The sequence below is a fragment of the Shinella sp. 20P9.1.1 genome (genome assembly GCF_057798995.1).
In genome coordinates, this window is record NZ_JBYOLC010000008.1 from 155886 (window position 1) to 177760 (window position 21875).

A 21875-nucleotide genomic window follows, 5' to 3' on the forward strand; every position below is an offset into this window, starting at 1 on the left:
ACGTTCAAGCGCGTTGCGCCTGCGCCGGGGCATGGCCGCCAAGGCGCCGGGCGGCATCCTTCAGGCAGGCGAGATACTGTTCGCGATTGGCAAGCCCGTCCGCGCGCGGCGCAACGAGGCAGAGCGTTGCGACGGCGTGGCCGGCATCACCCATGACCGGCACGGCAAAGCAGTGGGTAAAACTGTCGACGATGCTGTTGAAGGTGAAATGGCCGTCGCCTTCGGCGGCGCGCACCTCAGCGAGGAAGGTCGCCGGATCGAGCCATTCGCCGCTCGGCAGCTGGAAATCCTGCGCTGGAATGAAGGCGAGGATTTCGGCATCGGTCATATGTGCGACGAGCACGCGGCCCGATGCCGTCCACGGGATCGGCACGGACTGGCCGACATCGGTGGAGATGCGGAAGGGCCGCGCCCCTTCGCGCATGCGCACGACGGTGTATTTGTTGCCGTCCAGCATGCAGAACTGCGCGGTTTCGCGCGTCTCATCGGCCAGCCGTTCCAGCGCCGCCTCGCATTCGCGCGTGAAATCGAAATGGTTCTCATAGGCCGCGCCGAGGAAATAGAGCTTTCGGCCGAGATAGACCCGGCCCTCGCCGCCGGTGAATTCCAGGATGCCGTTGCGCAGGAGCAGGTTCACCAGCTCGTAGACCGATGAGCGTGGCGCGCCGATCTGCGCGGCGATCTCGTTCGGCTTCAGCGCCTGGCGCTTCTCGCGCAGGAAGTCGAGGATCTCGAAGGCCCGGTCGAGCCCGCGTGCGCGCTTTCCCGCCGCTTCGTCCAGAACTGCATCCATCGTCGTTCCTTCCTGCCTCTCGTTGCCGCCAAGCTTCTCATGCCGGGCGCTGCCGCTGTCAATGCGTGCGCCTTGCCTCCCGTGCAGGAAATTTCGGCACCCCTCTTGCGGAGCGCAAAATTCGGCATAAGATCGCGACGTCCGGTATTTAGATCATATGTACATTATATTGGACATTGACGGATGGCAAGCCCGTTTCTGCTGCCGCACACAAAAGGGGATCGACAATGAAGACTTTTGAAAACAGCCCGTCCGCTTCGCTGCGCAGCCGCCTCTTCGCGGGCGCCGCCGTCGCCGTGGGCCTGCTTGCGTTTTCGGCCGGCACGGCGTCCGCTGCCGCCAATTGCATCAAGGGGGATCGCAAGGCGCCCTATACGGTCGGCTGGGCGAACATCTATTCGGTGCCGACCTGGATGAAGCAGACGGAAGGCACGATTGCCGCCGAGGTCGAGGAGCTGAAAAAGGCCGGCCTCGTGAAGGACCTGATGATCACGGACGCGCAGGGCAATGCCCAGACGCAGATCCAGCACATCCAGTCGATGATCGATGCCAATGTCGACGCCATCGTCGTCATCGCCGGCTCGTCCAACGCGCTCGACCGCGTGATTTCTGACGCCTGCGACAAGGGCATCGCCGTCGTCAACTTCGACAGCCTCGTCAACACCGACAAGGTGACGGCGAAGATCAACACCGATTCCAGCGAATGGGGTGCCGGTGCGGCCAAGTGGCTGTCAGACCAGCTCGGCGGCAAGGGCAAGATCATCGTCATGAACGGCCCGGCCGGCATCTCCGTCAGCGATGACCGCCGCAAGGGTGCCCAGCCGGTGCTCGACGCCAATCCGGGCCTCGAAATCATCACCGAGACCAATACGGAATACAACGCGGCCCCCGCGCAGGAAGCGATGACCAGCCTGCTCTTCGCCAATCCGGAAATCGACGGCGTGCTGTCGCTCGGCGGCGCGCTCTCGGCCGGCTCCGTCATGGCCTTCGACCGCCAGGGCCGCGAGCAGGTTCCGATCACCGGTGAAAACGCCCGCCAGTTCCTGGAACTGTGGAAGGAAAAGGGCCTGAAGGGCTGGGCCACCATGCAGCCGAACTGGCTGGGCGCGCTCTCGGTCTATACGGCTGTTCAGGCGCTGGAAGGCAAGGACGTGCCGGCCTTCGTCAAGGTGCCGCTGCCGGTCATCGACGACAGCACGATCGACGGCTATCTCGCCCGCGCCGACAAGTTCCCGGCCGATGGCTACATCTACTCGGACTACGACCAGGCGCTGTTCGACAAGCTGCTCGCCCAGAAGTAATCCCGCTCAAAGGATGCCGTCATGACGGATCAAAAACCCCTGCTGGAAGCCCGGCAGGTGTTCAAGGGATTTTTCGGCAATCCCGTTCTGAAGGGCGTCGATATCGCCCTTCATCCGGGCAGGGTTCACGCCCTGCTCGGGGAGAACGGCGCTGGAAAATCCACACTGATCAACCTTCTCTCCGGCGCTCTCCAGCCGGATAGCGGTACGATTGCCGTCGACGGCAAGCCGGTCGGGCGTTTCAGCCCGGCCGCAGCCCGCGCGGCCGGTATCGCCGTGGTGCAGCAGGAGCTGAGCCTCACGGCGGACCTGTCGATTGCGGAAAATATCGGCCTTGGCGCCTTCCCGCGCCGTTTCGGCCTGATCGACTATGCCGAGCTGCATCGTGGCGTGCGCGACGTCTGTGCCATGGTCGGCCTCACCGAACCGCTCGATATGCCCGTGGCGGATCTCGCGCTCGGCCGGCGGCAGATGGTGGAGATCGCCAAGGCGCTCTACCGCAAGCCGCGCGTGCTGATTCTCGACGAGCCGACCTCCTCGCTCTCGGCGCATGAGGCGGGCATTCTCGCCGGTCTTATCGAGACCTTGCGTGATCGCGGCACGGCGCTTCTCTATATTTCCCATCGCCTCAACGAGGTGCAGGCGCTCTGCTCCCACGTCACGGTGCTCAAGGACGGCGGCGTCACGGCGGACCAGTCGCTGTCGGGCATCGACGGCGAGGGGCTGGTGCGCCTGATGGTCGGCCGCGAGACAGGTGATCTCTTCCCGCCGCGTGCCGCCGCCAATCCCGGCGCGTTGCGCATCCATGTCGAAGGCTTTTCCGCCGGTCTCGTGCGCGATATCGGCTTTTCCGGCCGGGCCGGCGAGATCGTCGGCATCGGCGGCCTGGTGGGGCAGGGGCAGGAAGATCTGCTGCTCGGCCTATATGGTGCCATCCCGGCCAAGGCCACGAAGGCGGAGGTCTCCGGCAAACCGGGCCTGCCGGCCCATGTCGGCGCGGCAAATGCCGCCGGCCTCGTCTACGTGCCGGCCGACCGCAAGCATGAGGGGCTGATTCTGCCCCATTCCATCGCGTCCAACCTGATCCTCCCCTCGCTTGGACGCCTTGCCCGCAACGGTTTTCGCGATCGCGTGGGCGAAACCGGGCTGATTGCCGAGCTCGCCAAACGGCTCACCATCAAGGGTGATGTCGCCCGGCCGGTGCAGGCGCTTTCCGGCGGCAACCAGCAGAAGGTGGCGCTTGCCAAGTGGCTGCCGCTCGATCCCTCGGTGCTGCTGCTCAACGATCCGACGCGCGGCGTCGATATCGAAACCAAGCGGGAAATCTACCTGATGCTGCGCGGCTTCGCGGCCGAAGGGCGGCTCGTCATCATCGCCAGCTCCGACACGCCGGAACTCGTTCATCTCTGCGACCGTGTCGTGGTGCTGCGCGAGGGCCGGGTTGCGGCGGAACTCTCCGGTGAAACGATCAGCGAAGAGGCCATCGTCGGCGCGGCCATGGGCGTCGACAGAAAGGGAGCGGCCGCATGAGCGCTGTTTCGTCCTCCTCATGGCTTTATGGCGCCATCCAGCGCCGCCGCAATCGCGGTCTCGGCGGGCTCTATCTCGTCGTCGCCGCCTTTCTCATCCTCTATGCCGTGCTGTTTCCGGGCATCCTCTCGGTCGGCGGCTTCTCGAAATTCACGCAGAACTGGTTCCCGCTCGCGCTGGTGACGATGGCGCAGGCGCTGCTGATGCTGAACGGCGGCATCACGCTCGCCATCGGCCCGCTCGTCAGCCTCGGCGCCGTCATCGCCGCCACGACCATGGACGGTGTGTTTGGCGTGCCCGGCGGCATCGTCGCCGTCGCGTTAACCGGCCTTGCGATCGGTGCCGTCATCGGTGCGATCGTCGCGCATCTCAGACTGCCAGCGATCATCGTCACGCTGGCCGGCTCGTTCATCATCACCGGCGTCGCGCTGATCCTGCTGCCGCGTCCCGGCGGCTTCATTCCCAGCTGGCTGTCGAACATGCTGGCGGGCCACACACCCGTCGCCTTCCTGCTGCTCGTCGTCGTGCTGGTTGCGTGGAAGGCGTTCCTCGCCACCCCGCTCGGCCTCGGCATTTATGCGGCCGGTGACAATCCCGTCGGCGCCTTCCGCTCCGGCGTGCCGGTCGAGCGGGCGAAGGTTGTGGCCTTCGCGCTGTCAGGCCTGCTGGCGGCGCTTGCCGGCCTGTTCGTCGCAGCCCAGACGGGCTCCGGCGATCCGGTCATCGGCACGCCCTTCACGCTGAATTCCATCGCCGCGGCCGTGCTCGGCGGCGTCGGCTTCCTCGGTGGCAAGGGCACGATGCGTGGGGCGATCTGCGGCAGCCTGCTGCTCTCGGTCATGATCAACGTGATGTTCTTCCTCGGTTTCCCGCCGGTCGCGCAATACATCGCGCAGGGCCTGATCATCGTCGGCGCCGTCGCGGTGCCGGAGCTTCTGAAGTCGTGGAGGGCGAAACGATGAATGCCGTGAAATCCATCTTCCGCAATCCGCCGCTGCTCACCTTCGTGCTGGTGGCGCTCGTCTGGCTCGTCGCCGGCCTCACCCTGCGCGGCTTCGGCGCCTATGGGCACCTGCGCTATCTGCTGGAGCTTGCCGCCGTCATCGGCATTGCCGCTGCGGGCCAGACGCTGGTCATCCTGATGGGCGGTATCGATCTCTCGGTCGGCGCTATCATCACGGTGACGGCGATCCTGCTGCCGCTGATCTCGCCCGCCTGGGATCCGACCGGCCTCGTCGGCATTGCGCTGGCACTCACCATCGCCACCGGCATCGGCTTCCTCAATGGTGCGGGAGCCGCCTATCTGCGCGTGCCGCCGATCATCATGACGCTCGCCATGGCGACCTTCCTGCAAGGTCTGCTCGTCGTCGTTGCCGGCGGCAGCGCCGTCACGGTCAGCAATCCCGCCGTCATCCTGCTCGGCCAGGCCCGGCCGCTCGGTGTTCCCTCCGGCGTTCTGCTCTGGCTCGTCGTCTCGGCCGTCGTGTTGGCCCTCATCCACCGTATGCCCATTGGCGCGCGTTTCCTCGCCATCGGCGCCAATCCGCTGGCCGCCCGCCTTTCCGGTGTCAGCCTGACGCGCAACACGCTGATCCTCTACGCGCTCTCCGGCTTCTTCGCGGGCCTTGCCGGCATCCTGGTGCTCGGCATGAACCGGCAGGGTTATGTCGGCATTGGCGATCCCTATCTCCTGACGTCGATCGCCGCCGTGGTGCTCGGCGGCACCTCCATCCTAGGCGGGCGCGGCACCTATGCCGGCACCATTCCGGGCGCGATCCTTCTGGTCACGACGACTGCGCTCATCACCGTCGTCAACGCCTCGCCCGGCTGGCGTTCCATCATGTTCGGCACGCTGATCCTGGCACTGCTGCTCGTTTCCGGCCGTGAGGCGCGGCGATGACGGGGCGTTATAGCGGGCCGGTCATCGATCCGCACCACCATCTCTGGGACCTGTCGCTCGGCCGCCATCCCTGGCTGGAAAGGGCGCGGGCGACGGGCGGCGAGATGGTCTATGGCAGCCTCGCGCCAATCCTGCGGGACTACGGCGTCGAAGACTATCGCCGGGATGCGGCAAACCAGAACATCGTCGCCACGGTGCATGTCGAGGCCGGCTGGTCCGATGCGCATCCACTAGAGGAAAGCCGCTGGCTCGGCGGTCTCGACCGCAGCACCGGCGTGGCGAGGCGTTCTATCGCCCGTGTGCCGCTCGACAGTCCCGATGCCATCGGGCTGATCGCAGCGGAGGCGGCCAATCCTCATATCACCGGCATCCGCGATATCGTCAGCTGGCATGCGGAACCGTCGAAGAGCTTTGCCCCGCGCGCACATCGCATGGCCGATCCGGTCTGGCGCGCCGGCCTTGCCGAACTCTCCCGCCATGGCCTCGTCTTCGACCTGATGCTCTACCCCGCGCAGATGGGCGAGGCGCTCGATCTCGTGCGGGCCTTTCCCGAAACGCTCTTCGTGCTCAACCACGGCGGCAGCCCGGCTGATCGCGATGAGACCGGCATGGTGATCTGGCGCAGCGGCCTGCGGGCACTGGGCCGGGAGCCGAATGTGCGTCTGAAGATTTCCGACCTCGTCGCCTATGACAATGACTGGACGCCGGAAAGCCTGTCGCCGGTCATCGAGCATTGCCTCGACTGCTTCGGTCCATCGCGTGCGATGTTCGCCAGCGATTTCCCGGTTGCCGGCCTGCATGCGTCCTTTGACCAGATCTACGACGTCTTCCGAACGCTGGCTGCACCGCTTTCGCTCGATGAGCAGCAGGCCCTGTTCTTCACCACCGCCAATGAAACCTACCGTCTCGAACTGGCCGAGCCCGCCCCGGCCAAGGGAGCAACCCATGTCTGACCTTCACGCCGCCGATATCCTGATCGACGACCGTATCCGTGGCTTTCCGCCGGGTCACGCCGCCCTGCCGCTCCAAGGGATTGGCCGGCAAGGCTGGAAACCGTTTGATGGCACGATGGCGCTGCCGCTGATCTCGCTCGATCAGTCGGCCTTTGCCGGCAATGTCTCGGCGATGATGGCCTATGTGAAAAGCCACGGCGTCGAGATTGCCCCCCATGCCAAGACGCCGATGTCCACCGCCTTGTCCGCCGCGCTGCTCGCCGCCGGTGCCTGGGGCACGACGGTGGCCGATATCCGCCAGGCCGCCGTGCTACTGAAGGCCGGCCAGCGTCGGCTGATCCTGGCGAACGAGATCGGTGGCCCCGCTGCCGCCCGCCGGCTGACCGCCTTGCTTGCCAATTATCCCGACGCTGAACTGCACATCTTCGTCGATTCCGCACCGCTTGCCGTGGCGCTGCGCGATGCCTGGCAATCCCGCAATGACCTGCCGCCGCTGGGCCTGATGGTCGAGCTCGGCGTCGGCCGCGCCGGTGCTCGCAGCGTCGAAGCGGCGACGGAAATCCTGGACGTCATCCTTGCCGCGGAAAGCCCCTCCTTTCGCCTCACCGGTGTGGCGGCCTATGAAGGTGCTGCCGCGACGGCGGATGCAGAGGAGACGCTTGTCCGCATCGATGGGCTGATGGAGCTTACGGCAAAATTCCTGCCGCAGGTTCGGGCGCGGGTCGGTAAGGATCGGCCGCTCCTTCTCACCGCCGGCGGCTCCGTTTTCTTCGACCGGGTCGTTGCCGGCCTGTCCGCGGCGGTAGCGGCCGATCCCGATTGCCGGCTTGTCCTGCGCAGCGGCGCGATCTTCTTCCACGATCACGGCATCTACGAGCGCGGCCTTGCCGGCCTCGATGCGCGCGAAGGCTTTCGCGTGGGGGCGGATGTCCGGTCTGCCGCGCAAGATTTCAAGCCGGCGCTCCGGGTCTGGGCGGAAGTGCTGTCCCTGCCCGAACCGGGCCTTGCCATCTGCGGCATGGGTCTGCGCGACGTAGCGATCGACCAGGGCCTGCCGCGCCCGCTTGCGCTCTATCGGAACGGGGCGCCGCTTGCCGGTTTCACCGAGGCCGTCGTGCTGCGTCTCAATGACCAGCATGCTTTCGTGACACTCCCTGCCGGCACCGATGTCGCCATCGGCGATGTTGTCGAATTCGGCATCTCGCATCCCTGCACCTGCCTCGACCGGCACGCCATCCTTTACGGCCTCGCGCCCGACCATACGGTCACGACGGCCTATCTCACCAGCTTCGGCTGATTACTCCTCCCAAGGCAAGAAAAGGAAAACACGACATGATCCAGCGTTACCAGAAGGGGTCCCGCATGAGCCAGGCCGTCAGCTATGGCGGGCTCGTCTACATCGCCGGCCAGGTTGCGGAAGATCGCAAGGCCGGCATCGAGGGACAGACGGGCGATGTGCTCGGCAAGATCGACGCTCTCCTGAAGGAAGCCGGCACGGACCGCTCTAAACTGTTGGCCGTCAATGTCTTCCTGCCCGCCATCGTCGATTTCGATGCGATGAACGGCGTCTATGATGCCTGGATCGATCCGACAAACCCGCCGGCCCGTGCCTGCGTCGAGGCCCGCCTTGCCGATCCGGACCTGCGTGTCGAGATGACCGCCGTCGCGGCACTCTGAGGGGCTGAGATGCACAGCGGCCTCGTCAATCCGATCGATTTTGAAAAAGACGGCCGGCAGGCCGGGCATCTCGCCATCCCCTATTCGGTCGATCGCTCGCCCTATTACCAGATCCGCGTCCCGATCCTGCGCCTGAAAAACGGCGCGGGGCCGAGCCTGCTGCTGATGGCGGGCAACCATGGCGACGAATATGAGGGCGAGCTTCAGCTCGGCCGGCTGATGCGCCGGCTCGATGGGACGACGATGCGCGGGGCCGTCACCATCCTGCCGATGGCCAACCTGCCGGCCGTGATGGCGGCAAAGCGCTGCTCGCCCTTCGACGGCGGCAATCTCAACCGCGCCTTTCCGGGCGACCCCACGGGCACGCCGACGGCGCGCATGGCGCATTTCCTCGAACACGATCTCTTCCCGCGGCATGACGCGGTGCTCGATCTGCATTCGGGCGGCACGTCCATGGCGCATCTCGCCTGCACGCTGATCGAGCGGCAGGCGGATGCCGCCCGCTTCGAGCGCTCCGTGGCGCTGATGCGGGCAATGGGTGCGGCCCATGCCTTCATCGCCGACAATGGCCCGGCAGCGCCGACCTCGATGGGCGCGGCCGGCCGTGCCGGCACGATCGGTCTTTCCGGCGAATTCGGCGGCGGCGGCACGGTGACGCCCGAAAGCATGGCCTTCACGGCGGCGGCGATCGACCGGCTGTTGATGGCGCTCGGCATTGTCGATGCGCCGCAGTTGTCGCGGGCGCCGCTCTCCCCGCCGCCTGCCCTGCAGCTTCTGTCGCTCGCGCGGCACAGCCAGGGCATCTATGCGAACCGGCGCGGCTGGTTCGAGCCGGCGGTGCCGCTCGGCGCGCGGGTCACGGCCGGCGACCGTGCCGGCTGGTATCACGATCTCGAACGGCTGGAGCTGCCGGAGGAGGAGTTGCACTTTGCCGAGAGCGGCATCGTCATTTCCCACCGCCTGCACACGGACAGCCAGGCCGGTGACTGCCTGATCCAGGTCGCCGAGCCGATCGACAGATAAGGCGCTGGCGCGATCAGCCGATCGCGCCGACGGCCTCGCCCACCCAGTCGAGGCGCTTTGCCGGAATGAGCCCGTAATTGTAGAAATTGACACCGTCGGCGCCTGCGTCGACGGCGGCTTTCGCGCGTGCGGTGAGGATTTCGGGACCATCGACTTCCGGGTAGAAGACGCGTAGGCCAAGCCCGACGAACTTGTCCTTGCCGAGCATCGCCCGGCCGGCGCGGATGACGTCGCCGATCGCTTCCGGCGTCATGTCGTAGCAGCAGAGGATCGCGCCGTCGCAGCGCTTGCCGACCTCGACGAGATCGACGCTGCCGAGCCAGGCGTCCTTCAGGTCGATCAGCACGATGCGGGTCGCCGGATCGGCGGCGGCCTTGATCTCCTCGATCAGGCTCGTCACCGGCTCGAAGCGCCAGGTCAGGAAGGCATGCAGGTCCGGATGGGCGCGGAAGGCGTCGATGCCGGCTTCCGGGAAATCGGGGAACTGCTTTTCCGGTACGGCGCGCTCGCAAAGCTCGGCGATGAAGCGCGAGACGATTTTTTGCGCGCCTTCGATCGGTACGCCGGCCTTTTTCGCCCGTGTGGTGCAATGGTCGCAGAAGCAGAGGGAGAGCAGGAAATCGTCCTCGGCGTTCAGGCCGACGCCGTCCTTCTCATGGTGGTGTTCATGCGCGAAGCCCATGAAATTCGGGCTTTCCAGCTCCAGCATGTCGGGCTTGTAGTTGGTGGTGATATCGCGCACCAGCGTCACGACATAGTCGCGCGCCGCCGGGCTCGACGGGCAGAGATTGTAGGTGTTGGCATTGCCGAAAGCGTTGCGCGTCACGTGATCGGGATGCAGCAGGCCGAGACGGCTGTTGTGCAGGCAGACCGTCCAGCACGAGACGGCGAGGCCGGTTTCCGCGCGGGCCTTGGTGAGCGCCTCCAGCATATCGCCGCGCTCGATCGTGTTCTGCGCCATCAGCGGCTGGATCGTCTTGCCCTGCCAGAGCGTGTCGTCCGGGCGGAAATAGACCGTGCCGTCCTCGGGAAAATAGGCTTTCTGCTGCGGGCTGCGTGGCTGGAGGAAGCGGCCGGCATGATAGGATGTGGCAAGGCTTACCGTGTTGAGGCCGGCGCGGCCCTTCAGGTCGGCGGCAAGCGCCTTAAGCCCCTGGTCCTGAACGTCCCAGGGGTAGGTCCACATGGAAAGATGCATGATCGGCTCCCGTCAAATATGTCCGGTGTATAGAACATGTGTCCATAATAGTGTCCAGCGGGATTTTTCCGTTTCGGCAGGCCGGCTTGCATTGCTGCAAGAATCGCGCGCCGCGCTCCGTCACATCAGGTCAAGCGGGGGCGGTCTTTGGCGCCGCGCGGGCCTTCCGAAGCGCCCCGGTGGCATTTTCGACGCATTGGATGTCGCGAACCGGAGGGATTCCTTGCAAGAGGCGGCGTAGCTTCTCGTCATTGCAGGGGCTTGCGCTGGCGCAAGCGGCCTGAAATATGCGCCGAGCCGTAAATTCGGCGGCAGACAAGGGGATCGCCGGTGCTTGCCCCCGCATCGGCCGAACGCGAGAAACGAACCGATGAAAAGCCACGTCCTGACCGTATCCTGCCAATCGACCCGCGGCATCGTCGCCGCGATCACCGGCTACCTCGCCGAAAAGGGGTGCTACATCTCGGATTCGTCGCAGTTCGACGATCTCGAGACGGGCCTGTTCTTCATGCGCCTGACCTTCCTCAGCCAGGAAGGCGTGTCGGAAGACGACATCAAGGCCGGCTTCGCCCCCGTCGCCAAGAAATATGCGATGACCTGGCGCTTCAACGACAGCGACGAGCGCATGAAGGTGCTGCTCATGGTGTCGCGCTTCGGCCATTGCCTCAACGACCTGCTCTATCGCTGGAAGATCGGCGCGCTGCCGATCGAAATCGTCGGCGTCGTCTCCAACCATTTCGATTACCAGAAGGTCATCGTCAATCACGACATCCCCTTCCACCACATCAAGGTGACGAAGGAGAACAAGCCGCAGGCCGAGGCCCGGCTGATGGAAGTGGTCGAGCAGTCCGGTGCCGAACTCATCGTTCTCGCCCGCTACATGCAGGTGCTGTCGGATGCGGTGTGCAAGAAGATGTCGGGCCGCATCATCAACATCCACCACTCGTTCCTGCCGTCGTTCAAGGGGGCGAACCCCTACAAGCAGGCCTTCGAGCGCGGCGTGAAGCTGATCGGTGCGACGGCGCACTACGTCACCGAGGATCTCGACGAAGGTCCGATCATCGAGCAGGACGTGGCGCGCATTACCCATGCGCAGTCGCCGGACGATTATGTCTCGATCGGCCGCGACGTGGAGAGCCAGGTTCTGGCCCGCGCCGTGCACGCCCATATCCACCACCGGGTCTTCATGAACGGCAACAAGACCATCGTCTTCCCGCCGAGCCCGGGCTCCTACGCCTCCGAGCGCATGGGCTGATAGGACACTGCATGAAATGAAAAAGCCGGCGTTTCCGCCGGCTTTTTGTTGGTCTCAGAGGCCGAAGGCGTCCTTGAATTGGTACCACCAGGAGCCGATGGTGGAATATTGCGCGCGGAACATGCGGCCACCGGGGAAGGGGATCCAGGGCAGTTTCTCGAACTGGCTGAAGCGCGAGAGGTCGCCGTGGATCGCTTCGCTGAGAATACGGCCGAAGAGATGCGAGCCGGTGACGCCGTGGCCGCTATAGCCATGGGCGAAATAGGTGTTCTTGCCGATCTTGCCCATCTGCGGCACGCGCGAGAAGGACAGTGCGAAGTTGCCGCTCCAGGCATAGTCGATCTTCACGCCCTTCAGCGACGGGAAGACCTTTTCGAGGTTGGGGCGGATCTTTGCCCGCACGTCGGCCGGGTCGGTGCCGCCATAGACGGTGCCGCCGCCGAAGATCATGCGCTTGTCGGCCGACAGGCGGAAATAATCGAGGATGTAGCGAACGTCCTCGACACACATGTCGCTCGGGATCAGCGCATCGGCGCGGTCGCCGAGCGGTTCGGTGGCGACCATCTGGGTCGAGACCGGCATGACGCGCGAGACGAGCTTCGGCACGACATGGCCGAGATAGGCATTGCCGCAGATGACGGCGGTGTTGGCCGTGACGCGGCCCTTGGCCGTGTGGATGACCGGCTTTTCGGCGTCATGCTCGACGCGGATGACGGGTGACTGCTCATAGATCACGCCGCCGAGTGATTCGAGCGCTGCCGCCTCGCCGAGCGTCAGGTTGAGCGGGTGCATGTGACCGCCGGTCGTGTCCAGCATGCCGCCGATATAGGCGTCGGTCTTCACCAGCTTCTGGATCGCCGCCTTGTCCAGCATCTGGTGGTCGTCCATGCCGTAGCTCTTCCAAAGGGCCTTCTTGTGCTCGAGGTCCTTCATGTGGGCGGGCGTATAGGCGGCGTAGATGTTGCCGGTCTTCATGTCGCAGTCGATATTGTACTGCGAGACGATGCGGCGGATGATCTTGCCGCCTTCCTGCACCAGACCGCCGACGAAGGCGCCGGCCTGGTCGCCGTAGCGGCGCTTGATCGTGTCGAGGCTGGCGTTCAGGCCATTGACGATCTGGCCGCCATTGCGGCCGGACGCGCCCCAGCCGATACCCGCACCCTCGACCATCACGACCTTGTAGCCCTTTTCGGCGAGGTGGATGGCGGTCGACAGGCCGGAATAGCCGGCGCCGAGCACGGCGACGTCGGCCGTTACTGCGCCCTCCAGCACTTTCGGCGTGCGGATGATGTTTCTGGAGGCAGCGTAGTAGCTGTCGGGATAGGCGCCGTTGCCGGCATAGGACTGGGTGTTGGCCATCAGACGATTTCCAGGTAGGCGCTGAATTCGAAGTCGGTCACCTGTTCGGCGAAACCGGCGAGTTCCTGCCGCTTGCAGGCGATCAGCATGGAGCGGAGATCCGCGTCGAAGATTTCCGAGATGATCGGGCCGTTCTCGAAGGCGGTGACGGCAGAACCCCATTCTGAGGGGATGCGCGGCAGCTGCGAGAGATAGGCGCGGCCCGAGACGGGTGCCGGCGGCTCCCACTTGTTGCGGATGCCGACCAGCGCCGCACCCAGGATGGCGGCCATGACGAGGTAGGGATTGGCATCCGCACCGGCGACGCGATGCTCGATGCGCCGCGCCTTGTTGCTGCCGCCGGGAATGCGGATGGCCGCGGTGCGGTTCTCGTAACCCCAGGAGACGGAGGTCGGCGCATGCGTATCGGGCCGCAGGCGGCGGTAGGAGTTGAAATGCGGCGCAAAGAGCAGCGTCGATTCCGCCATGCCGCGCGTCAGGCCGGCGACGGCGTGTTTCATGATGTCGGAGCCTTCGGCCGTGCCGTCGTCGAAGACGTTGTTGCCGTCCTGGTCGATCAGGCTGAAATGCATGTGCATGCCGCTGCCCGAGCGCATGCCGTAGGGCTTTGCCATGAAGGTGGCGGCAAAGCCATGTTTGCGCGCGATGCCCTTGACGATGCGCTTGAAGAACAGCGCGTCGTCGGCGGCCTTCAACGGATCGTCTGAGTGCATGAGGTTGATTTCGAACTGGCCGATGCCGTTTTCGGCGACGGCCGAATCCGCCGGCACGTTCTGCCGCTCGCATTCCGCATAGACGTCGGAGAAGAACTGGCCGAAATCGTCCAGCTCATCGATCGACAGGATGGCGTCGGAATCGAGGCGCTTGCCGGTATAGGGCGAGATCGGCGGCTGGGCGTGGTCGGGCTCGGCGTCGATCAGGTAGAATTCCATCTCCGATGCGACGACGGGGCGAAGGCCGAGTTCATGATACTGGCGCACGATATTGGCCAGCGCCTGGCGCGGATCGGCCAGGAACGGCTCGCCGCTCTCCTTGAACAGCCAGAGCGGTACGACGGCGGACGGCTTCAGCGTCCAGCTGACGGGGAGCGCCCCGCGGCCGGTCGCCGCACAGATGCCGTCCATGTCGCCCGAGGCGAAGACGTGGCTGGAGCCGACGATATCCTCGCCCCAGACGTCGACGCCGACGATGGACAGCGGCATGCGGATGCCGCCCTTCAGCACCTTCTCCGCCTGTCCGACGGGCACGCGTTTGCCGCGCAGAATGCCGTTCAGGTCACAGACGACGGCTTGAATGCTTTCCACGCCATCGGCGCTGATCAGCCACTCGGAATCTTCGCTCAGAGCCATGGGTCCCTTCCCTATCACATAATTATTTTTGTGATCACATTTTCAAAATATGCACACTTTCTTGTCGCCGGTCAAGCTGCTAGAACCTGTCACTAAGGATAGGTTAGCAACGAACAGCCTGTCACAGGAGGGATGGATTGGGCAATTTGGCGCTGGAACCGCTGGACCGACCGGACGGCATGACGACGCATGAATATGCGCATCGGCGCCTGCGCCAGGCCATCATGGTCGGCTCGATCCGGCCGGGCGAATCGCTGACGATCCGCGGCATTGCCGAGGCGATGGAGAGCAGCCCCACGCCGGTGCGCGAGGCGCTGCGCCGTCTCTCGTCGGAAGGGGCGCTGCGGGTGCTCGACAACCGGCGCATCATGGTGCCGCGCATGACGGCCGACCGGTTCAGCGAGCTTGTCTCGCTGCGCTCCGTGCTGGAGCAGCATGCCGCCCGCCGCGCCGTGCCGCACATCACCGAGCGCTGTATCGACAGGCTTGAGGAGGTCGATAGGGCGCAGGACGAGGCGATCGCGCGCAAGGACAACGCGGCCGCGCTGCTCCTGAACCAGGAATTCCATCGCACGCTCTATTCCGCCAATCCCGAGCAGGTGATCATGCCGATGGTGGAGAGCATCTGGCTCCAGCTCGGTCCCTTCCTTGGCATCGCCATGGAACATGTCGCGCAGCTCTATTTCGTCGACCGCCATCAGGAGGCGATCGCGGCCCTGCGCAAACGTGACGAGGATGCGGTGGCGGCCGCCATCAAGGCCGATATTTCCGAGGGCATCGGCGGTTTCGAACGCACAGCGATCGAAAACCTGCTGCGGCTGGCCGGCCAGTAGGCCTATTCGACGCTGACGGTATCGCCGGATGCGATCCGGCCCGCCGTGACGACCTTTGCCAACACACCAAAACCGCCGCCGCCATGTTTGGCGATGGCGTGCAGCACATCCTTGTCGAAGGGGATGTCCGGCTGCCCGAGCGCGGTGAAGGCACAGCGCGTGCAGGGCTCGGTCATCTCGATAACCGCGTCTCCGACGGTCAGCCGCTTTCCGATGAGGCGTTGCTCGACGAAATCAATGTCCCCCGCATCGGTCTCGACCAGGATGTTGGGCCTGAAGCGCCTCGTATCGATGACCGCCGCGGGCAGCAGTGCCTGCAAGCGGGCAAGCGACCCGGTCGTCAGGATATGCAGGTGACCACGATCATAGCGTGGTGCCGCATTCGTCTCGCCGAAACGCCGGAACCGCACCGGAAAATCCAGATGGTCCGAAGCGGCCCGGTCGGCGTCCGGTGACGGTACGGCATGCCAGATCGCACCGTCCTGGCTGACCTGCGGCCCGCCGGCCGCCATCCGCGACCGCAGCCCCGGCACGGGCCGCCAGCGCCGCTCGCTCTCGGGGGCCGCGACATCCGTGCCGCCGGCATCGAGCAGGCCCCATTGCCTGTCGCCGGCAACGCCCGTCTCGTCAAGGTCGACGGCATTGAGGCGTTCGCCGGTCAATGAGCTGACCGGATAGCGCCAGAGTTCCCGTACCGTACCGAGCTGCATGCCGTTTCTCCCCGTCCATAACAGCGTGAAGCTAGCCGTCCGGCCGCGCACTGTCGATCTACCTTCCTTGATGTCGCTTTGACGCAAGCAAGCGTCTTGCATCCGCCGTTCGGGCCATGCAATGGATCACGACATGTGAATGTGGAATATGGGGCAGCACATGAAGACGGATGTCATAGTTCTCGGCGCGGGCGTGATCGGCATTTCGGCCGCCATCCATCTGGCGCGACGCGGCAAGTCGGTGGTGCTCGTCGACCGGCGTGGCGCTGCCGAAGAGACATCCTACGGCAATGCCGGCCTCATCCAGCGCGAGGGCGTCTTCCCCTATGGCTTCCCGCACGATTTCGGCGCGCTGTTCCGCTATGCGCTGAACAACACGATCGACGCGCATTACCACCCCTCGGCGATCCCGGGCATCATTCCGTTCCTCGCCCGCTACTGGTGGCATTCCGGCTTCCGCCAGCACCAGAGCATCGCCCATCTCTATGCGCCGCTCATCGAGAACTCGATTTCCGAACATGCCGACCTGATCGCAGCCTCCGGCGCCGAGGACCTCATCCGCAAGGACGGCTGGATGAAGGTTTTCCGGTCTGAGAAGGCGCGTGATGCGGCTTACGCCGAGGCTGAAAAACTCTCGGCCAATTTCGGCGTCAACCACCAGAAGCTGACGACGGCGGAAGTGGGGCAGATGGAGCCCTCCATCCGCGCGGAGCTGACCGGCGGCCTGCGCTGGACCGATCCGTGGTCGATCCTCGATCCGCAGAGCCTGATGAAGCGTTATCTCGCCTATTTCCAGTCGCTCGGCGGCCAGTTGAAGTCCGGCGATGCGGCGACCATCGAACATGTGCTGGAAGGCGAAGGCTGGCGTATCGCCACCCCCGAGGGGCCGCTGGAGGGCAAGGAAGTCGTCGTGGCGCTCGGCCCCTGGGCTGATACCGTCACGCGCAAACTCGGCTATCACTTCCCGCTCGCCGTCAAGCGCGGCTACCACATGCATTATGGCGCCGAAGAGGGCGCGAAGCTCAACAACTGGGTGCTCGACGCGGAACGCGGTTATTTCCTGGCGCCGATGCAGCGCGGCATCCGCCTGACCACGGGCGCCGAATTCGCGCGGCGTGATACGCGCAAGACCCCGGTGCAGCTGCGCCGCGCCGAAAAGGTAGCGCGTGAATTCTTCCCGCTCGCCGAGCGCCGCGACGAAGAGCCGTGGATGGGCTGCCGCCCGTGCACGCCCGACATGATGCCCGTCATCGGCAAGGCCCCCCGCCATTCCGGCCTGTGGTTCGCCTTCGGCCACGCCCATCACGGCATGACGCTCGGCCCCATCACCGGCCGCGTGCTGGCGGAAAAGATGCTGGGCGAGCGCACGGTGATCAATATCGGTCCCTACCGACCGGAACGCTTCATCGCTTAACGGCGGATTCGCGTCGATAGGATGATCGACGACAGCGTGCGTTCCACGCCGTCGATCGCCCCGATGCGGTCGATAAGATGGTCGAGCTCAGCGATCGAGGCCGCCTCGACGACGGCGATCAGGTCGAAGCTGCCGCTTACCGAATGCAGCGTGCGCACGGCGGAAATGGCGTGCAGCTCCGTGGTGATGCGCGCCAGCGTCTTCGGCGCTATAGTGATGAGCACATGGGCCGTCACCATGCCGCTTTCATAGGCGTCGGACAGTTTCACGCCGTAGCCGGCAATCACCCCATCCCGTTCCAGCCGGTCGATCTTCGCCTGCACGGTCGTGCGGGATAGGCCGAGCTTGCGGGCGATGGTCGCGGTCTGCTCGCGGGCGTTCTCGCTGAGGATGGAGAGAAGCTCGCGATCCTTGGCGCCTAGCGTCGAAATGCTCATTTTCACCGTCATTCTGCCGATATCGATGATTGATTATGCCAGATATGGCGCTTTAAATCGACAGTCCTTCCTTGCAAAATAAGTGCATCAATTCATGCCGGAGGGAAATCACATGAAGGACATCGTCGTCATCGGCGCAGGCAAGATCGGCTCGACCATCGCGCGCATGCTGGCTCACAGCGGGGATTACCGCGTCACCGTCGCGGACCGTGCGGAAGATCAGCTCGCTGCCATCGAGAAGCATGCTGTCGTCACCACGGCCGTCGTCGATATCGCCGATGCCGCTGCAATGAAGGCCCTTCTGACCGGCAAGTTCGCCGTTCTCTCGGCCGCCCCCTACCATCTGACGGTCGCTATCGCCGAAGCAGCTGCTGCCGCAGGCGTGCACTATCTCGACCTCACGGAAGACGTCGAATCCACCCGCCAGGTCAAGCGCATCGCCGAAAACGCCAAGACTGCCTTCATTCCGCAGTGTGGCCTCGCACCGGGCTTCATCTCCATCGTCGCCAACGATCTCGCCAGCCGCTTCGACACGCTCGACAGCGTGCGTATGCGCGTCGGCGCCCTGCCGCAGTACCCGTCCAACGCTCTGAACTATAACCTGACCTGGAGCACGGACGGCGTCATCAACGAATATATCGAGCCCTGCGAAGCCATCGTCGAAGGCGCGCTGATCGAGGTTCCGGCGCTCGAAGAGCGTGAAGAATTCTCGCTCGACGGCGTCACGTACGAAGCCTTCAACACGTCGGGTGGCCTCGGCACGCTCTGCGAGACGCTGAAGGGCAAGGTTCGCACGCTGAACTACCGCACGATCCGCTACCCCGGCCACGCCGCCATAATGAAGGCGCTGCTCAACGACCTGGGTCTCCGTCATCGCCGCGAAGTCCTCAAGGACATCTTCGAAAACGCCCTGCCGACCACCACACAGGACGTCGTCATCATCTTCGTGACCGTTTCGGGCCGCAAGAACGGCCGCCTGATCCAGGAAACCTACGCCAACAAGGTTTACAGCGCCCCGGTTGCCGGCGCCCTGCATTCCGCCATCCAGATCACCACCGCAGGCTCGATCTGCGCCGTGCTCGACATGCTGGCCGATGGCTCGCTGCGCGCTACAGGCTTCATCCGCCAGGAAGAAATCGCCCTCGACGCCTTCCTCGCCAACCGCTTCGGCCACTACTACGCCCAGGAACACCGCGGCGCCCACGCCGCCTGATTTCCAAAGACTTCAGACGCCTCGGCTCCAAAAGGGCCGGGGCGTTTTCGCATCTGTGGCCCAAAGCCGCGGGGAAGAGAGAAGAACGCCACAAGGCGCGCAGACATAAAAATGGGGCCTCTTACGAGGCCCCTTTTCTTTTGCCTGATCGTCTTTGCGCGGCTCAGGCGAGCTTGGCGCAGGCGTCCGCGATGCGCGTCAGCGCTTCCTTCAGTTCCGCTTCCGATGTGGCGTAGGAGATGCGGAAATAGGGCGAGAGGCCGAAGGCGGAGCCGGGCACGACGGCGACGTTTGCGTCTTCGAGGAGATAGTCCGTGAAGTCGCTGTCGGCTTCGATGCGCTTGCCGTTCGGTGTGGTCTTGCCGATCACGCCGGCGCAGCCGGAGAAGGTGTAGAAGGCGCCTTCCGGGGTGCGGCAGGCAAGGCCGGGAATGGCGTTCAAGGCCGAGACGACGAGGTCGCGGCGGTGCTTGAAGCTTGCCTGGCGGTCCTTCAGAAATTCCTGCGGGCCGTTCAGCGCTTCCACGGAAGCTGCCTGACTGACGGAGGAGGGGCAGGAGGTCGCCTGGCTCTGGATCACCGCCATGGCCTTGATCAGCGCCTTCGGGCCACCGGCATAGCCGATGCGCCAGCCGGTCATCGCATAGGCCTTCGAGACACCGTTGATCGTCAACGTCCGGCTTTTCAGGCGCGGCTCGATGGCGACCGGGGTCACGAACTTGAAGCCATCATAGACGATGTGCTCGTACATGTCGTCGACCATCAGCCAGACATGCGGGTGCTTCAGGAGCACGTCAAGCAGCGGGTGGTAGTCCGCTTCGCTGTAGGCGGCGCCCGACGGGTTGGACGGCGAGTTAAACAGCACCCAGCGGGTCTTCGGCGTGATCGCCTTTTCCAGCTGCTCGGCCTTCAGGCGGAACCCGGCCTCGGCATCGCAGGGGATCAGCACCGGCACGCCGCCGCAGATTTCCACGATGTCGGAATAGGACGTCCAGTAGGGCGTCGGGATGATCACCTCATCGCCCGGATTGACCGTCGCCATGAAGGCGTTGAACAGGATCTGCTTGGCGCCCGTCGCGACGGTGACTTCGTCGATTGCATAGTCGACGTTGTTTTCGCGCCGAAACTTCTCCGAAATCGCCTTCTTCAGCTCCGGGGTGCCGTCGAGCGCGGTGTATTTCGTGTCGCCGCGGTCGATGGCGGCCTTGGCGGCGGCCTTGATGGTGTCGGGCGTATCGAAATCAGGCTCGCCGGCGCCGAGGATGATGACCGGCAGGCCTTCCTTCTTCATGGCAGAGGCGCGGGCGCCGATCTGCAGGATTTTGGAAACGCCGATGGCGGCGATACGCGAGGCGGGCGTAAAGCCCGCCTCCTCAACCTTGGTCTGGCTGTTCATATCGGCTTACTCGATGTCGAAGGAGACGCCCTGGGCGAGCGGCAGGGCCTTCGAGTAGTTCACCGTGTTGGTGGCGCGGCGCATGTAGGCCTTCCAGGCGTCGGAGCCGGATTCGCGGCCGCCGCCGGTTTCCTTCTCGCCGCCGAACGCGCCGCCGATTTCAGCGCCCGAGGTGCCGATGTTGACATTGGCGATGCCGCAGTCCGAACCGTCGGCCGAGAGGAAGCGCTCGGCTTCCTGAACGTTGAGCGTGAAGATCGACGAGGAGAGACCGGCCGAAACGGCGTTGTGGTCTTCCAGAACGGCGTCGAAGTCGGAATACTTCATGACGTAAAGGATCGGCGCGAAGGTCTCTTCGAGAACCGGGCCGGCCTGCTTCGGCATTTCGACGATGGCGGGCTTGACGTAGTAGGCCGTGTCCTTGCCGGCGTCTGCAACGCGCTCGCCGCCGGTGACGGAACCGCCCTCGGCCTTGGCGGCCGCCAGAGCCTTCTGCATGCCGTCAAAAGCCTGCTTGTCGACGAGCGGGCCGACGAGGGCCGAGGTTTCCAGCGGGTTGCCGACGGAAACGCTGGTATAGGCCTTCTTCAGGCGCGGTACGAGTTGGTCGTAAACGCTGTCATGCACGAAGAGGCGGCGCAGCGTCGTGCAGCGCTGGCCGGCGGTGCCCATGGCGCCGAAGGCGATGGCGCGCAGCGCCATGTCGAGGTCGGCCGAGGGGCAGACGATGCCGGCATTGTTGCCGCCGAGCTCGAGGATCGAGCGGGCGAAACGCTTGGCGAGACGCGGGCCGACTTCCTTGCCCATGCGGGTGGAGCCGGTGGCCGAGACGAGCGCGACCTTGTGGTTGTCGACGAGGGCTTCGCCGATGGCGCGGTCGCCGATGAGGACCTGGCTGAGGTTTGCCGGAGCATCGCCGAAGCGGGCCAGCGCACGATCAAGGATCGCCTGGCAGGCAAGGCCGGTCAGCGGAGTCTTCTCGGAGGGCTTCCAGACGATGGAGTTGCCGGCGACGAGCGCGAGTGCGGCGTTCCACGACCAGACGGCGACCGGGAAGTTGAAGGCCGAGATGATGCCGACGACGCCGAGCGGGTGCCAGGTTTCCATCATGCGGTGGCCGGGGCGCTCGGTGGCGATGGTGAGGCCGTAGAGCTGGCGGGAGAGACCGACGGCGAAATCGCAGATGTCGATCATTTCCTGCACTTCGCCGAGGCCTTCGGAGGTGATCTTGCCGGCTTCGATGGAAACGAGGCGGCCGAGATCGGCCTTGGCGGCGCGCAGCTCTTCACCGAGCAGGCGAACGAGTTCGCCGCGCTTGGGGGCTGGCACGAGGCGCCAGGCCTTGAAAGCTTCATGGGCGGCGTCGATGGCCTTGTCGGTCTCGGCGCCCGAAACGGTCTTCAGCTTGCCGATCTCTTCGCCGCTGACCGGGCTGAAGGAGGCCATGTCGCCACCCTGCCAGGCGCTGCGGGCAACGCCGAGCTTGTCGAGAAGGGCTTCGGTTTCCTTTTTCACGTCGACGTTCGTCATGGGG

At 64.9% G+C, this 21875-nt stretch carries 20 protein-coding genes; 12 read left to right on the forward strand and 8 right to left on the reverse strand.

Features of this window, described 5'->3' with window-relative positions; all coding sequences use genetic code 11:
* Positions 1-4: 4 nt before the first annotated feature.
* Positions 5-793: an IclR family transcriptional regulator gene (locus tag AC27VQ_RS15690; RefSeq protein ID WP_488716981.1), complete on the reverse strand. Its 789-nt coding sequence runs from the start codon at positions 791-793 to the stop codon at positions 5-7.
* Positions 794-1020: 227 nt separating this feature from the next.
* On the opposite strand from AC27VQ_RS15690, the gene AC27VQ_RS15695 reads away from it, so the two are divergent.
* The 8 genes from AC27VQ_RS15695 to AC27VQ_RS15730 are packed head-to-tail and all read left to right on the forward strand — an operon-like array spanning position 1021 to position 9177.
* Positions 1021-2094 (forward strand): ABC transporter substrate-binding protein, encoded by a 1074-nt coding sequence (locus AC27VQ_RS15695; RefSeq protein ID WP_488716982.1) that lies wholly within the window; start codon positions 1021-1023, stop codon positions 2092-2094.
* A 21-nt stretch (positions 2095-2115) separates the two neighbouring features.
* Positions 2116-3624 carry a sugar ABC transporter ATP-binding protein gene (locus AC27VQ_RS15700; RefSeq protein WP_488716983.1) on the forward strand — a complete coding sequence of 503 codons (1509 nt, stop codon included), beginning with the start codon at positions 2116-2118 and terminating at the stop codon, positions 3622-3624.
* Entirely contained in the window at positions 3621-4586 is a 966-nt protein-coding gene (locus AC27VQ_RS15705) for an ABC transporter permease (protein WP_488716984.1), read from the forward strand. The genes AC27VQ_RS15700 and AC27VQ_RS15705 overlap by 4 nt, the downstream gene beginning before the upstream one ends.
* On the forward strand, positions 4583-5524 hold the full coding sequence (locus tag AC27VQ_RS15710) for an ABC transporter permease (RefSeq protein WP_488716985.1): 942 nt from the start codon (positions 4583-4585) through the stop codon (positions 5522-5524). Before AC27VQ_RS15705 ends, AC27VQ_RS15710 begins: the two co-directional genes overlap by 4 nt.
* Positions 5521-6477 (forward strand): amidohydrolase family protein, encoded by a 957-nt coding sequence (locus AC27VQ_RS15715; protein ID WP_488716986.1) that lies wholly within the window; start codon positions 5521-5523, stop codon positions 6475-6477. The genes AC27VQ_RS15710 and AC27VQ_RS15715 overlap by 4 nt, the downstream gene beginning before the upstream one ends.
* Positions 6470-7774: an alanine racemase gene (locus tag AC27VQ_RS15720; protein WP_488716987.1), complete on the forward strand. Its 1305-nt coding sequence runs from the start codon at positions 6470-6472 to the stop codon at positions 7772-7774. The genes AC27VQ_RS15715 and AC27VQ_RS15720 overlap by 8 nt, the downstream gene beginning before the upstream one ends.
* Positions 7775-7809: 35 nt before the next feature.
* Positions 7810-8154 carry a RidA family protein gene (locus AC27VQ_RS15725; RefSeq protein ID WP_488716988.1) on the forward strand — a complete coding sequence of 115 codons (345 nt, stop codon included), beginning with the start codon at positions 7810-7812 and terminating at the stop codon, positions 8152-8154.
* 9 nt (positions 8155-8163) lie between these two features.
* The gene (locus AC27VQ_RS15730; protein ID WP_488716989.1) at positions 8164-9177 is read left to right on the forward strand and encodes a succinylglutamate desuccinylase/aspartoacylase family protein; all 1014 of its coding nucleotides are present in this window, start codon (positions 8164-8166) and stop codon (positions 9175-9177) included.
* A gap of 13 nt (positions 9178-9190) precedes the next feature.
* Here AC27VQ_RS15730 and AC27VQ_RS15735 read toward each other — a convergent pair whose 3' ends face one another.
* The gene (locus tag AC27VQ_RS15735; protein ID WP_488716990.1) at positions 9191-10375 is read right to left on the reverse strand and encodes a hypothetical protein; all 1185 of its coding nucleotides are present in this window, start codon (positions 10373-10375) and stop codon (positions 9191-9193) included.
* 370 nt (positions 10376-10745) lie between these two features.
* Between AC27VQ_RS15735 and purU the strand changes: the two genes are divergently transcribed.
* Positions 10746-11630: a formyltetrahydrofolate deformylase gene (purU, locus tag AC27VQ_RS15740; RefSeq protein ID WP_313527043.1), complete on the forward strand. Its 885-nt coding sequence runs from the start codon at positions 10746-10748 to the stop codon at positions 11628-11630.
* Positions 11631-11684: 54 nt separating this feature from the next.
* Here purU and AC27VQ_RS15745 read toward each other — a convergent pair whose 3' ends face one another.
* Positions 11685-12989, reverse strand: a complete 1305-nt coding sequence (locus tag AC27VQ_RS15745) for an NAD(P)/FAD-dependent oxidoreductase (RefSeq protein WP_313527040.1) — start codon at positions 12987-12989, stop codon at positions 11685-11687.
* Complete coding sequence (locus AC27VQ_RS15750) at positions 12989-14338, reverse strand: glutamine synthetase family protein (RefSeq protein ID WP_488716991.1); 1350 nt, start codon at positions 14336-14338, stop codon at positions 12989-12991. The genes AC27VQ_RS15745 and AC27VQ_RS15750 overlap by 1 nt, the downstream gene beginning before the upstream one ends.
* Positions 14339-14517: 179 nt before the next feature.
* Between AC27VQ_RS15750 and AC27VQ_RS15755 the strand changes: the two genes are divergently transcribed.
* The gene (locus tag AC27VQ_RS15755) at positions 14518-15171 is read left to right on the forward strand and encodes a GntR family transcriptional regulator (protein ID WP_199564248.1); all 654 of its coding nucleotides are present in this window, start codon (positions 14518-14520) and stop codon (positions 15169-15171) included.
* Between the two features lie 2 nt (positions 15172-15173).
* Here AC27VQ_RS15755 and AC27VQ_RS15760 read toward each other — a convergent pair whose 3' ends face one another.
* The gene (locus AC27VQ_RS15760; RefSeq protein WP_488716992.1) at positions 15174-15881 is read right to left on the reverse strand and encodes an MOSC domain-containing protein; all 708 of its coding nucleotides are present in this window, start codon (positions 15879-15881) and stop codon (positions 15174-15176) included.
* A gap of 160 nt (positions 15882-16041) precedes the next feature.
* Here AC27VQ_RS15760 and AC27VQ_RS15765 point away from each other — a divergent pair, with 160 nt between their 5' ends.
* Positions 16042-17295, forward strand: a complete 1254-nt coding sequence (locus AC27VQ_RS15765; RefSeq protein WP_488716993.1) for an NAD(P)/FAD-dependent oxidoreductase — start codon at positions 16042-16044, stop codon at positions 17293-17295.
* On the opposite strand, the gene AC27VQ_RS15770 is transcribed toward AC27VQ_RS15765, so the two are convergent.
* Positions 17292-17732 (reverse strand): Lrp/AsnC family transcriptional regulator, encoded by a 441-nt coding sequence (locus AC27VQ_RS15770; RefSeq protein WP_488716994.1) that lies wholly within the window; start codon positions 17730-17732, stop codon positions 17292-17294. The two genes, AC27VQ_RS15765 and AC27VQ_RS15770, sit on opposite strands and share 4 nt — an antisense overlap.
* Positions 17733-17844: 112 nt before the next feature.
* On the opposite strand from AC27VQ_RS15770, the gene AC27VQ_RS15775 reads away from it, so the two are divergent.
* Positions 17845-18945 (forward strand): saccharopine dehydrogenase family protein, encoded by a 1101-nt coding sequence (locus tag AC27VQ_RS15775; protein ID WP_488716995.1) that lies wholly within the window; start codon positions 17845-17847, stop codon positions 18943-18945.
* A gap of 163 nt (positions 18946-19108) precedes the next feature.
* Here AC27VQ_RS15775 and AC27VQ_RS15780 read toward each other — a convergent pair whose 3' ends face one another.
* Entirely contained in the window at positions 19109-20341 is a 1233-nt protein-coding gene (locus AC27VQ_RS15780; protein WP_488716996.1) for a pyridoxal phosphate-dependent aminotransferase, read from the reverse strand.
* A 6-nt stretch (positions 20342-20347) separates the two neighbouring features.
* Entirely contained in the window at positions 20348-21871 is a 1524-nt protein-coding gene (amaB, locus tag AC27VQ_RS15785; RefSeq protein WP_488716997.1) for an L-piperidine-6-carboxylate dehydrogenase, read from the reverse strand.
* Positions 21872-21875: the final 4 nt, after the last annotated feature.